Annotated in this window: 8 protein-coding genes; 6 read left to right on the top strand and 2 right to left on the bottom strand. The window is 71.1% G+C overall.

The genetic code is table 11. From position 1 onward, the window contains the following. Positions 1-104 precede the first annotated feature (104 nt). The 3 genes from Msi02_RS12425 to Msi02_RS12415 all read left to right on the top strand — a co-directional run bounded on the left by Msi02_RS12425 (position 105) and on the right by Msi02_RS12415 (position 2,682). Complete coding sequence (locus Msi02_RS12425; RefSeq protein ID WP_079314430.1) at positions 105-716, top strand: TetR/AcrR family transcriptional regulator; 612 nt, start codon at positions 105-107, stop codon at positions 714-716. Positions 717-890: 174 nt separating this feature from the next. After that, positions 891-1,976, top strand: coding sequence for a pyruvate dehydrogenase (acetyl-transferring) E1 component subunit alpha (gene pdhA, locus Msi02_RS12420; protein ID WP_239108348.1), 1,086 nt, complete (start codon positions 891-893; stop codon positions 1,974-1,976). Positions 1,977-2,256: 280 nt separating this feature from the next. Then, positions 2,257-2,682 carry an alpha/beta fold hydrolase gene (locus Msi02_RS12415; RefSeq protein WP_204048479.1) on the top strand — a complete coding sequence of 142 codons (426 nt, stop codon included), beginning with the start codon at positions 2,257-2,259 and terminating at the stop codon, positions 2,680-2,682. Here the strand turns inward: Msi02_RS12415 and Msi02_RS12410 are convergent. After that, the gene (locus Msi02_RS12410) at positions 2,679-3,404 is read right to left on the bottom strand and encodes a YqjF family protein (protein WP_204048478.1); all 726 of its coding nucleotides are present in this window, start codon (positions 3,402-3,404) and stop codon (positions 2,679-2,681) included. The two genes, Msi02_RS12415 and Msi02_RS12410, sit on opposite strands and share 4 nt — an antisense overlap. Positions 3,405-3,426: 22 nt before the next feature. Next, the gene (locus Msi02_RS12405; RefSeq protein WP_239108347.1) at positions 3,427-4,908 is read right to left on the bottom strand and encodes a GMC oxidoreductase; all 1,482 of its coding nucleotides are present in this window, start codon (positions 4,906-4,908) and stop codon (positions 3,427-3,429) included. A gap of 476 nt (positions 4,909-5,384) precedes the next feature. On the opposite strand from Msi02_RS12405, the gene Msi02_RS44265 reads away from it, so the two are divergent. The 3 genes from Msi02_RS44265 to Msi02_RS12380 all read left to right on the top strand — a co-directional run bounded on the left by Msi02_RS44265 (position 5,385) and on the right by Msi02_RS12380 (position 13,022). Then, complete coding sequence (locus Msi02_RS44265) at positions 5,385-10,904, top strand: ThuA domain-containing protein (RefSeq protein WP_308441801.1); 5,520 nt, start codon at positions 5,385-5,387, stop codon at positions 10,902-10,904. Positions 10,905-11,202: 298 nt separating this feature from the next. Further along, on the top strand, positions 11,203-12,369 hold the full coding sequence (locus Msi02_RS12385) for a sensor histidine kinase (RefSeq protein WP_204048476.1): 1,167 nt from the start codon (positions 11,203-11,205) through the stop codon (positions 12,367-12,369). After that, positions 12,366-13,022 (top strand): response regulator transcription factor, encoded by a 657-nt coding sequence (locus Msi02_RS12380; protein WP_204048475.1) that lies wholly within the window; start codon positions 12,366-12,368, stop codon positions 13,020-13,022. Before Msi02_RS12385 ends, Msi02_RS12380 begins: the two co-directional genes overlap by 4 nt. The last annotated feature ends 65 nt before the right edge of the window (positions 13,023-13,087 follow it).

The following is a 13,087-nucleotide window of genomic DNA, read 5'->3' as shown; positions in this document are numbered from 1 at the left end:
GCACTCCTCGCTGCGGCGTGACCTACAATCGGAGTCTCCACTTCGGTTACAGGCTATGAACCGGCGAATGCGGATGTCAATCGAGGCGTGGGGAGAGCCGAGGAATGCCGAACGACCAGCGCGTTCCCGAGCCGGACGCCTCCGGAGGTCCGGCCAGGACGCTGCGCGCCGACGCCCAGCGCAACCGTACGCGCATCCTGCAGGCCGCGGAAGCCGTGTTCGCGGCCAAGGGTCCCTCTGCCTCGACCGAGGAGATCGCTCAGAAGGCCGGAGTCGGCATCGGGACCGTCTTCCGGCACTTCCCCACCAAGGAGTCCCTGCTCAAAGCGATCATGCACGCGGTCGCGGTCAGGCTGGCCGAGGAGACCCGGGCGCTCGCGGCCGAGGGCGACCCCGCCACCGCCTTCTTCACCTTCTTCACCCGCACCGTCGAGCAGGCCGCGGAGAAGAAGACCGTCGTCGACCTGCTCGCCCAGGCCGGCATCCCGGTCACCGTCGCCAAGCCGGTCCTCGCCCTGCGTGAGGCCGTCGAGGTGCTCGTCGCCAGGGCCCAGCAGGCCGGGGCCGTACGTTCCGACGTGCGGGTGCCGGAGGTCATGGCCCTGCTGATCGGCGTGTGCCAGGCGTCCCTGCACACCCGGTGGGAGCCCGATCTGCGGGCCCGTACGCTCGCGATCGTCTTCGCGGGACTGCGCCCGGCCGCCGCGACCGGCTGACCGCCGTCACGGGGCGGTCACACAAACCCGCAGCTCATCGGCGTGGCGGGCACGTCGTGTGAACCCTCGCGCCGCACAGCCGCAATGATTGACTGCGCACGGTGCCGACGACCCGTCGATGAGGAGGGGTCCGGCGCGCCGCGCAGCGGTCACCGTTGTCAGAGAGGAGACGACGTGCGGCGCCAGGACGAGGCCGAAGATCTGGTCCAGTTGCTCACGCCCGAAGGCGAGCGTGTCGCGCACCCCGAGTACGAACTGGACCTGTCGAAGAGCCAGTATCGGGGGCTGTATCGCGACATGGCGCTGGTGCGGCGGATCGACCGGGAGGCCTTCGCCCTCCAGCGCCTCGGCGAGCTCGGGATGTGGATCCCCTGCCTGGGGCAGGAGGCCGCCCAGATCGGCTCGGGCCGGGCGCTGGCTCCGGACGACCACGTGTTCCCCTCCTATCGGGAGCACGGTGTCGCCTGGTGCCGGGGCATCGCTCCCCTCACGCTCATGGGCATGCTGCGCGGCACCACGAACGGCGGCTGGGACCCCCGCGAGACCCGCTTCCACCTCTACACGATCGTCCTCGGCGCGCAGACGCTGCACGCCGTGGGCTACGCCATGGGGGTCCGCAGGGACGGCGACGACTCGGCCGTCGTGGCCTACTTCGGTGACGGCGCGGCGAGCGAGGGGGACGTCAGCGAGGCGTTCAACTTCGCGGCCGTGTTCGACGCGCCGGTCGTGTTCTTCTGCCAGAACAACCAGTGGGCCATCTCCCACCCTGTCGGACGGCAGAGCCGGGCACCGATATACCAGCGAGCCCGGGGCTTCGGCTTCCCCGGCGTACGGGTGGACGGCAACGACGTGCTGGCCTGCCTCGCCGTGACGAGGGCCGCGCTGCGGCACGTACGCTCCGGGGGCGGGCCGTTCCTCATCGAGGCGCACACCTACCGGATGGGCCCGCACACCACCTCCGACGACCCGGGCCGTTACCGGCCGGCCGAGGAGGTGGACGCGTGGCGGAAGAAGGACCCGATCGCGCGCATGCGGTCGTACCTGCTGCGGGAGGGCATGGCCGACGAGGCGTTCTTCGCCGAGGTCGACGAGGAGGGCGACCGCATGGCCCTCGAACTGCGCAACGGGGTCATCGCCATGCCGGACCCGCCGGTGGACGCGATGTTCGACCACGTCTACGCCGACCGGCACGCGCTGGTGGAGGAGGAGCGCGCCTGGTACGCCGCCTACCTCGACCGCTTCGACGAGCCCGGCGCCTGACCACCGGCGCCTCACGCGATCGGAGAGGGACCTCCGCCCCTGCCGTAATGCCTATGTCGAGCCGTGCCCTGGACGACCCACTGCACGTCATCGAGATCGCCGATCCGGACGAGTGACCACGGCCTCTACCGAGGGATCCCTGTAAGTCGGCCGGAACGGCGGAAGGGCCTCAGCCGGTGCGGCGGCCGGCCAGGCCGTCCAGAAGGCACCGCAGGCCGAACTCGAAGCGCCGCTCGCTCTCGCGTTCCACGTCGACGTCGCCGGTGGCGGCCATCCGGCGGTGGCCGCCGCGCTGCGCGCCAACCGCGCCGCCTACGCGAACCTCCCCGAGCTGACACCCGAGCAGTGGCTGCGGGCGGCCGCCGACTCCGCCGGAATGCGGCCACTGGAGGCGACCGAGCGACGGCTGCGCGCGGCCGCCACCGTCCTGCGTGAACGCGTGTGCTGGGAGGCCGGCATCCCGCTCCCCGCCCTGCGGGCGGCCGGGTTCCCCAAGCTGGTCGTCTCCGGCACCTGGGAGAGCGGGCCCGAGCCCTATCGCGAGCGCGGCGGCGTCCCCCTCGTCGCGTGCGCGCGGGTCACCGCCGAACGGATCGGCGCACGCCACGTGTCGATCCCCGGCACCGGCCACTATCCCCATGTGGAAGCGCCGGAGAGACTGAACGAGATGCTCGCCGCCTTCTGGGACGAGGCCGCGGCCGTCTAACCGCGGACCGGGTGCAGCATGCCGATCCGTACGAGTACGCCGGGAGACGCGTGCACGAGCGGACTGTGGCCGGGCGCGGGAAGGCCGGCCGCCTCGAGCAGTCCCTGCTCCAGCCCGGCGAGCCGGGCACGGTGCAGGGGCCAGCGTGGGTGTTCCACCTCCGCCGTCGCCAGACGGCCCGCGACGACCGTGAACAGCCGGTAGCGCTCGACCAGGAAGTCCGCGAGGCCGTCCCGCTCGGCCTCGGTCAGCGGAGCGCCGAGGTCGACGTCCGCGTCGCAGCGCGCCCCGGAGGGCCCCGGCCACCGGCGTCGGCAGCGGTAGCGGCGTCGCGCCCCCTCGCCGGTCACGGACATGTCCGACCAGTAGTACGGCAGCCGATACGTGGCCCGGGCGCCCAGCACGGCGGGCAGCCTCCCGGCGTCCAGCGACAGGAACCACAGGCCGCCCCTCCCCCGGGCGTCCCTGACGTAGGTGCGCACGTTGGTCTCGGGGAAGCGCGACAGCCACGGCAGCGGCGGCAGGCCGGGCGGCCGCACGTCCCGCATCAGGAACGGCGTGAGCCCGACGTACGCGGACCCCTCGTAGGTGTCCACCGTGAGCCCGTCCGGCAGGAACGCCTGCACGAGTTCAGGCGGATACCTCCAGTGGATGAAGGTGATGTCGGACCAGCGGTGGTACATGACCGGGTGATCGACCCGTCCCGACGGCATGAAGACCATGCCGCGGCCTCTACCCAGGACGCTACAGGTCGGTCATGATGATCTTGTCCAGGTTGCGTTCGGCGAGCGCGGTGATCGTGACGAACGGGTTGACGCCCGTGCTGCCGGGGATCAGGGAGCCGTCCACGACGTACAGGCCGGGGTAGCCGGGCAGGCGGCCGTACGCGTCGGTGGCCTGGCCGAGCACGCAGCCGCCGAGCGGGTGGTAGGTCAGGTCGTCGCCCCACACCTTGCCGACGCCGAACAGGTCGGAGCGGTAGACCGTCCCCTCCTTCCTGTTGACGGCGTCGAAGACGGTCCTGGCCGCCTCGACGGACGGGCGGTTCTGCGCGGTCTGCCAGTTCAGGCCGACGGTGCCGGTGGTCTGGTCGAACGCGAAGCCGCCCCGGTTCGGGTTCTTGGTGATCGCGAGATACAGGCTGATCCACAGCTCGACCCCGGCCGGGAACGGCGCGATCTCCGCGAACACCGGCGCGCTCGACGCCCAGTTGTCGATGCCGACGACCGGCATGCCCGACTGCAGGGCGCCGGTGGGGTTCCACACGTGGCCGACCCTGGCGACCATCACGTTGCCGTTGTTGCCCCAGCCCCGGCCGACGGCGTCGGGCAGGTCGGGCAGCCTGCCCAGAGCCTTCATCGCGACGAGCAGCTTGCTCGTGCCGACGCTCCCGGCCGCGAAGAACACCCGGTCCGCGACCACCGACTTGGTGGCGACCGTCGCGCCGGAGGTGTCGGTCTGCACCATCTCGACCCGGTATCCACGGCCGGCCGCAGGGGCGACTCCGGTGACCGTGTGCAGCGGGCTGATGGTGAGCCTGCCGGTGGCCGCGGCCGCGGCCAGGTAGGTCTTGTCGAGGGACCGCTTCCCGTGGTTGTTGCCGTAGATGACCTCGCTCGCCAGCGCGGATCGCGGCACCCGGCCCGCCTGCTCCTGCTCCATGTAGTCGAAGTCGTAGACGTTCGGCACGAACGTGGTGGCGAAGCCGGCGCGGCGCGCGGCGTCGCGGCCGACCCGCGCGAACCGGTAGCACTCGGCGGACTCGAACCAGGCGGGATCGACCTCGTTCACGCCGAGGCCGGCGTTGGCGCGCGGGAAGTATGTCCGGTACATCTCGTCGGCGTCGACGCCGGGCAGGATCTCCTCGAAGTAGGCGCGCCTGGGGACGACGGCCATGCCGCCGTTGACGAGCGAGCCGCCGCCGACGCCACGCCCCTGGTACACCCGGATGCCGGGGAAGTCCTCCGCGTCGAGCACACCGGTGTACCTGTCGATGCCCCGGTCGACCGGCAGCCCCAGGAGATGGCCGACGGGCTGGGCCGTCCTCGTCCGCAGCCAGTAGGCGCGCCCGTCCGGGTTCAGCATGTCGCAGAAGATCCGGCCGTCCGCGCCGGGGGTGGTCCAGGCGCGGCCCATCTCCACGATGTGGGTGTCCACTCCGGCCCGCGTGAGCCGCAGCGCGGCCACCGCCCCGCCGTACCCGCTGCCGATGACGAGCGTGGGCACGCGGTCGCCGTCGGCGAGCGCGCGGCGCGGCGCCGCCGAAGCGGCCGTCCAGCGGCCCGGCGCAGCGAGCGCACCGACGGTGAAACCTGTTACAGCGAGGAAGCCGCGGCGCGTCAGCCCCGGCCGTAATCCTGACCGAAAAGCGGTTTTCACTGCGGCTGCACCCATGCGACGCTCCTCGCTCGGGCAAAACAAGAACCTGTTACAAGTAGGTGTACGCCTCCGAAGCCAGTCTGCCAAGGCCGCAGGTGACGGGCCCGGCCGTGACGCCGGGCCCGGGCGGTCACATGCCGCCATCTTGTGGAACTTTCGTCACAACCCAGCAAAAGTTCCGCCGTTTTGCCAAAACTATCTTCCCAAATCTCCAAAAGGCGCTTACCTTCGGGGCGATCACCGCTACGCGGCCGGTTTGTGAAGCGAACGCGTGCCCATGACCGAGCCGGGCCGTACCGCACCGAGGGAAAGGAAGCTCCGCCATGCCCCCCAGGCGGCCGACCGATCGCGCCAGAAAACGGATCGCGCAGACCTGCGCCTTACTTTTGGCCTTCACGGGCCTGACCGTGCTCACCCCGGCCGCGCCCGCGCAGGCGCATGCGGCGCCCGTCGACGCCGCCGACTACCAGCGCGTGGAGCTGGCCAGGGGCGTCGCCGAGATGGGCGAGCCGATGACGATGACGGTGCTGCCCGACCTGTCGGTGCTCCACACCGCTCGGGAGGGAGTCCTGCGGCGCACCGACGCGCGCGGCGACACCACCGTGGTCGGCACGCTGAACGTCTACAGCCACGACGAGGAGGGGCTCCAGGGAGTCGCCGCCGACCCGGGCTTCGCGACCAACCGGTTCATCTACCTCTACTACGCTCCCCGTCTCGACACCCCCGACGGCGACGCCCCGGCCACGGCATCCGACTTCTCGGCCTGGAAGGGCGTGAACCGGCTGTCGAGGTTCACCGTCAAGCCCGACTGGACGCTGGACAAGGCCAGCGAGGTAAAGATCCTCGACGTGCCGGCCGACCGCGGCATCTGCTGCCACGTGGGCGGCGACATGGACTTCGACGCCGCCGGAAACCTCTACCTGTCGACCGGCGACGACAGCAACCCCTTCGACTCGTCGGGCTACTCCCCGCTCGACCAGCGGCCCGACCGCAACCCGGCGTACGACGCCCAGCGCACCTCGGGCAACACCAACGACCTGCGCGGCAAGATCCTCCGGATCAAGGTCAAGCCGGACGGGACCTACGACATCCCCGAGGGCAACCTGTTCCCGCCGGGCACCCCTGACACCCGGCCCGAGATCTACGCGATGGGCTTCCGCAACCCGTTCCGGCTGAGCGTCGACAAGGCCACCGGCGTCGTCTACGTGGGCGACTACGGCCCCGACGCCGGCACCACCGACCCCAACCGGGGGCCGAGCGGCCAGGTCGAGTTCAACCGGGTCGCCCGCCCCGGCAACTACGGCTGGCCCTACTGCACGGGCACCAACACGCCGACCGAGACCTACAACGCGTTCACCTTCCCCTCCGGTCCCTCCGGGGCGAAGTACGACTGCGCCGGCGGCCCGGTCAACGCCTCCCCGCGCAACACCGGGCAGCGCACGCTGCCGCCCGCCCAGCCCGCCTGGATCAGGTACGGCGGCGACGCCGGCTCTCCGCCCGAGTTCGGCGGCGGCTCCGAGTCCCCCATGGGCGGGCCGGTCTACCACTACGACGCCGCCCTCAACTCCGCGGTCAAGTTCCCCCAGGACCTGGACGGCCACCTCTTCGTCGGTGAGTTCGGCCGCAAGTGGATCAAGGCGATCGACGTGCAGGCCGACGGGACGCGCGGCGGCATCGTCGACTTCCCGTGGACCGGCACGCAGGTGATGGACCTGGCGTTCGGCCCGGACGGCGCGCTCTACGTGCTCGACTACGGCACCGGCTACTTCAACGGCGACGCCAACTCGGCGCTGTACCGCTTCGAGTACATCAAGGGCCGTGACCGTTCCCCGATCGCGGTGGCCAAGGCCGACAAGACCTCGGGCAAGACGCCTCTCACGGTCACGTTCTCCTCGGCCGGCTCCGCCGACCCCGAGGGCGCCACGCTCGCGTACTCCTGGGACTTCGGCGACGGCACCACCTCCACCGAGGCGAACCCGGTCAAGACGTACGACAAGGACGGCACGTACACCGCGACGCTCACGGTGCGCGACCCCGCGGGCAACAGCGGCAGCGCCAGCGTGGTCGTCACGGCGGGCAACACCGCGCCGACCGTGACCATCGAGACACCCACGGCGGGCAGCCTGTTCCAGTGGGGCGACTCGGTCCCCTTCACGATCAAGGTGACCGACCCCGAGGACGGGGACGTCGACTGCGCGAAGGTCAAGATGACCTACGTGCTGGGCCACGACAGCCACGGCCACCAGATCACCTCCAAGAACGGCTGCTCGGGCGAGCTGACCATCCCCGTGGACGGCGAGCACGACGACGCGGCGAACATCTTCGCGGTGTTCGACGCCGAGTACACCGACAAGGGCGGGCTGACCACCCACACCCAGCACATCCTGCAGCCGCGGCACCGCCAGGCCGAGCACTACGCGGCCTCCTCCGGCGTCAACCCGATCAGCAAGTCGCAGGCGCACGGCGGCAAGACGGTCGGCGACATCAACAACGGCGACTGGATCTCCTTCAAGCCCTACGAGCTGAGCAAGGCCAAGGGGATCGCCGCCCGCGTCTCCTCCGGCGGGAAGGGCGGCACCATCGAGGTGCGCGCGGGCTCGCCGACCGGCACCCTGCTGGGCAAGGTGAGCGTGCCGGTCACCGGAGGCTGGGAGACGTTCGTCGACGTCTCCGCGCCGCTGGCGAACGCCCCGGCGGGCACGACCGAGCTCTACCTGTTCTTCAAGGGCAACGACGGCGCGCTGTTCGACGTGGACGACTTCACGCTGACGGCCGAGCCGCCCGCGGGCGGGAGCCCGGGACCGATCGTCAACGCCGGCGGCCTGTGCCTCGACGTCGCGGGCGCCAACACGGCCAACGGCACCAGCGTGCAGCTCTACCAGTGCAACGACACCGGAGCCCAGGTCTGGAGCGTCAACGGCTCCACGCTCCGCTCGCTCGGCAAGTGCCTCGACGTGTCCAACGGCGGCACCGCCGACGGCACGCGGGTGCAGATCTGGGACTGCGTCGCGAACGTCGGCGCGCAGGTCTGGACGATCGGGACGGACGGCACCATCAAGAACCCGCAGTCGGGCAAGTGCCTCGACGCCTCGAACACCGGGCAGATGGTCATCAAGACCTGTGACGGCAGCAACGCGCAGAAGTGGACGACCTCCACGGCCCCGGGCGGCGGCGCCGAGGGCGAGGTCCTGGTCTTCTCGCGTACGGCCGGCTTCCGGCACGACTCGATCCCGGCGGGCATCCAGGCCATCAAGGACCTGGGCTTCAAGGTCACCGCGACCGAGGACCCCGCCGTCTTCACCGCCCAGAACCTGGCCAAGTACAAGGCCGTGGTGTTCCTCAGCACCACGGGCGACGTGCTGAACGACGCCCAGCAGGCGGCCTTCGAGTCGTACGTCAAGGCGGGCGGCGGCTACGTGGGCATCCACGCGGCGGCCGACACCGAGTATGACTGGCCGTTCTACGGCGGCCTGGTCGGGGCGTGGTTCGCCTCGCACCCGGCGGTCCAGAAGGCGACCGTGAAGGTGGAGGACCGGGCCCACCCGGCGACCGCCCACCTCGGCTCGCAGTGGACCCGCACCGACGAGTGGTACGACTACCGCTCCAACGCCCGCACCACCGCGCACGTGCTGGCCACGCTGGACGAGAAGTCCTACTCCGGCGGCAGGATGGGCGAGGACCACCCGATCGCCTGGTGCAAGGAGTACCAGGGCGGCCGGTCGTTCTACACGGGCGGCGGGCACACGCCGGAGTCCTTCTCCGAGCCGGAGTTCCGGCAGCACCTGCTCGGCGGCATCAGGTACGCCATGGGCGACCTGAAGGCCGACTGCCGTCCCGAGACCGGCTACACGACGCTCTACAACGGCAGCACCACCGGCTGGCAGCAGGCCGGGCCCGGCGGATTCACCAACGCCGACGGCACCCTGACCTCGCACGGCGGCCTGGGGCTGTTCTGGTACAAGGCGAAGGAGTTCCACTCCTACTCGCTCAAGCTCGACTGGAAGATGCGCGGCGACGACAACGCGGGCGTCTTCGTGGGCTTCCCCGCCTCGGACGACCCGTGGTCGGCGGTCGACAACGGCTACGAGATCCAGATCGACGCCACGGACGTTCCCGAGAAGACGACCGGGTCGGTCTACGGCTTCCAGTCGGCGGACCTCAAGGCCAGGGACGCCGCGCTCAACCCGCCGGGGCAGTGGAACACCTACGAGCTCCGGGTGGAGGGTGAGCGCCTGCAGATCTTCCTCAACGGCGTGAAGATCAACGACTTCACCAACACCGACCCGAAGCGGTCCCTCCAGCAGGGCTACGTGGGCATCCAGAACCACGGCGACGGCGACGAGGTGGCGTTCCGGAACATCCGCATCAAGGAGCTCGGCCCGGCGGAGGGCGACGTCACCGTCCAGGCCGAGAGCTGGACCGAGGCGAAGGGCGTCGACACCTACCCGCACGCCCCCGCGCACGGCGGCACCGTGCTCGGCTACGTCAACCCCGGCGACTGGGCGGCGTACGACGGCGTGGACCTCACCGGCGTCACCCGGTTCACGGCCCGGGTGGCCTCGCCCAACCCGAGCGGCGGCTTCGAGATCCGGACCGGTTCCCCGACCGGCCCCGTGCTCGGCAGCGTCACCGTCCCGAACACCGGCGGGTGGGAGTCGTACGCGGACGTCTCCACGGCGCTCACGAACGTCCCCTCCGGGAGCGTGAAGCTCTACCTGGTGTTCACCGGGGCCGACTTCGACGTGGACGACTTCACGCTCGTCCGCGCCCCGAAGGACGCGAAAGCGCCCGTGACGACGGCCACCGTCGATCCGGCGGAGCCGGCGGGCGGCTGGTTCACCGGTCCGATCTCGGTCACGCTGAAGGCCGCCGACGAGGCGAACGGCAGCGGGGTCGACAAGACCGAGTACCAGCTCGACGGCGGTGCCTGGACCGCCTACACCGGCCCGGTCGTGGTCTCGGGTGACGGTTCGCACACGCTGGCCTACCGCTCGGCCGACAAGGCGGGCAACGTCGAGGACGCCAAGACCCTGGCGGTCAAGGTGGACGCGACGGCGCCGACGACCACCGCGACGGTCGCTCCGGCGAACGGCGACGGCTGGTACAACGGTGCGGTCCCGGTGACCCTGGCCGCGACGGACGGCACGTCCGGCGTGGCGAAGACCGAGTACTCGATGGACGGCGGCGCCTGGACGGCGTACACCAAGACCGTCGACGTCACCGGTGAGGGGCAGCACGAGCTGCGCTACCGCTCGGCGGACAAGGCGGGCAACGTCGAGGACATCAAGGCCGTGACGGTCAAGATCGACACGAAGGCCCCGACCGTCGTCGTCTCCGGTGTCGCGAACGGCCGGCAGTACGGCGACAGCCAGGACCTGACCATCGCCTGGACGGCCGCCGACAGCGGCTCCGGGATCAAGACGGTCACCGGCACGCTGGACGGCCAGCCGGTCCAGTCCGGCACGGTCAGGGCGCTGTACGAGCTGGCCCTGGGCGAGCACACGCTCACCGTCACCGCCGTCAACAAGGCCGGCAACCGGACCGTTCAGACGGTGAAGTTCTCCGTCGTCACCTCGACGGACGACATCTCCGCTCTGATCGACCGCTTCGAGGCCGCCGGGAAGCTCACGAGCAAGAACGCCCACAGGCTCCAGACCAACCTGGCGACCGTCCGCGACGCGGAGAACAAGGACAAGAAGACCGACAAGATCGTGAAGGAGCTGGAGAAGTTCAAGGACGTCGCCGGTGACAAGAAGGTCGTCGCCGACGACCAGGTCAGGGCCACGATCCTGCGCGACGCCGACGCACTGATCGTTCAGTACGGCGGCACGCCGAAGAACTGACCGTGAGTGGGGCACGGCGCCGACGGTGAGTCGGGCCGAGGCCCCCGGGGCACCGGGCGACCGGAAGGAGACCCGGCGCCCCGCCGAATGAACAGGGTGCCCCGCGACACCGGTCGCGGGGCACCCGCTTCCGTTTCGGGCCCGCCCGCGTCAGGTCCCCGCGAAGCGGGAGTACTCCGGGCGGAGTAGCCGTACGGCGGACGGAGCAGGCCGGAGGTGCCTGTGGCCGGACGACGCGACGCGGACGCGTCCCGCTCTAGCGTTGCGTCGTCAGCCGACCATCCACGGAAGGCCCCGTATGGCCGCATCGCACGCACTGCCCGTTTCCGCCCCCGCCAGCTCGTCCACCCGCTCATCCGTCCGCCACGCCGGTTGGATCGCCGACCTCGCGTTCGCCGTTCTCACCGTGGTCGTCTTCGTCGCCGTGGCCCTCGGCACAGGGGTGCGCCAGCCGTGGGACGGCGTCATCCCTCTCGCGCTGTTCCTCGGCGTGGTCCTGCTCGTCCGGCGTCGATGGCCGATGACCGTGCTGCTGCTGTCGGTCGCCGCCGTCTTCGTCTACCACCTGGCGCATATCTCTCCCGCCGGGTGGATCTGGCCCGTGGCGGCGGCGTACTTCACCGCCGCCGGCACCTCCCGCGTGCGCTGGGTGGTCGTCGTCGGCATCGCCCAGCTCGTCTACTCCGCCGTCGACGCCCGGTGGATGATCGACAGGAACGTCATCCGCTATCTCGTCCACACCCTCGGCGAGGGGCTGCTGCTCGCGGCCCTCGTCGCCGCGGGCCTCGCCTACGCCGCGTCGAAACGCCGGGGGGACCTGCTGCGCGAGGCCGAATATCGCGCCAGCGCCGCAGAGGAACGCCTGAGCGTCGCACGCGAGGTGCACGACACCGTCGCCCACACGCTTGCCGTCGTCGGAGTCCACCTCAACGTCGCCGCCGACACTCTGGTGGAGGAGCCGGCCGAGGCCGCCGCCGCGCTGCGCCTGGCCCAGGACGTCAGGAACCGGGCGATGAAGGACCTCAACTCGCTCATCGCCGTCCTGCGGGAGGGTCCCGCCGGCACCGAGCCCCAGCCCGACGTGTCATCGCTCGGCGCGCTCGTCGCCGACGCCCGCGCCGCCGGGCTCGACGTCACCCTCCACGAACACGGGGACCTGTCCACGATCCCCGCACCCGCCTCCGTCGCGGTCCACCGCATCGTGCAGGAGGCCCTCGCCAACACGCTGAGGCATTCGGAGGCGACCATGGCCGAGGTCACGGTCGGCCGCCACACGCACTCGGTCACCGTCGAGATCACCGACAACGGCAAGGGCGACTCCTCCGGCGGGGGCGTCATCGAGGGGAACGGCCTCACGGGGATGCGCGAGCGGGTGCGCATCCTCGGCGGGACGCTCACCGCCGGACCGGCGTCCCGGGGCTTCGCCGTGCAGGCCGAGATCCCTGTGGCAGGCTCGGCGGAGTGACGATCAGAGTGCTCCTCGCCGACGACCAGGCGCTCGTACGGGCGGGCTTCCGCAGCCTGCTGGCCCGCTCGCGGGACGTGGCCGTCGTCGGGGAGGCCGCCGACGGCGACGAGGCCGTACGGCTGGTCGCGAGCACCCGCCCCGACGTCGTCCTCATGGACATCCGCATGCCGGGGGCGGACGGCATCACGGCTACCCGGAGCATCGTCACGAGCCAGGACTGCCGGGTCGTCATCCTCACGACCTTCGACACCGACGAGCACGTCTTCGCCGCGCTGCGCGCAGGAGCCAGCGGTTTCCTGACCAAGGACGTCGAGCCGGCCGAGCTGCGCCGCGCGGTGGCGGCCGTGGCCGCCGGGGACGCGCTGCTTTCCCCCGGCGTCACCCGCCGCGTCATCGAGCGGTTCGCCCGGCGGCAGGACCTCGCGCCCGACGTCGGAGAGCGGCTGGCCGCCCTCACCGCCCGCGAGCGGGAAGTGGTGCGGCTCGTCGCGCTCGGCCTGTCCAACGGCGAGATCGCCGAGCGCCTGGTCATCAGCCCGCTGACCGCCAAGACCCACGTCGCGAGGGCCATCGCCAAGCTGGACGTCCGCGACCGGGTCCAGCTCGTCATCCTGGCCTACGAGAGCGGCCTGGTGCGACCCGGCGGCTGAGGTCTCGCTGTCAGGCCGCCGTGAGGGCGGATTCGATGCTGCGGCGCCGTGTGGTGCCGTGCGGC

Origin of the sequence: Microbispora siamensis, from assembly GCF_016863095.1 — a bacterium.
In the GTDB taxonomy this organism is placed as follows: domain Bacteria; phylum Actinomycetota; class Actinomycetes; order Streptosporangiales; family Streptosporangiaceae; genus Microbispora; species Microbispora siamensis.
Note: the sequence above shows the minus strand (reverse complement) of the source record. Positions and strands in the feature narration are given on the sequence as shown.

Excerpts from the sequence above, each read along its gene's own strand:
- Msi02_RS12425 (WP_079314430.1), top strand. The coding sequence starts at position 105 with ATGCCGAACGACCAGCGCGTTCCCGAGCCGGACGCCTCCGGAGGTCCG.
- Msi02_RS12410 (WP_204048478.1), bottom strand. The coding sequence starts at position 3,404 with ATGGTCTTCATGCCGTCGGGACGGGTCGATCACCCGGTCATGTACCAC.
- Msi02_RS44265 (WP_308441801.1), top strand. The coding sequence starts at position 5,385 with ATGCCCCCCAGGCGGCCGACCGATCGCGCCAGAAAACGGATCGCGCAG.
- Msi02_RS12385 (WP_204048476.1), top strand. The coding sequence starts at position 11,203 with ATGGCCGCATCGCACGCACTGCCCGTTTCCGCCCCCGCCAGCTCGTCC.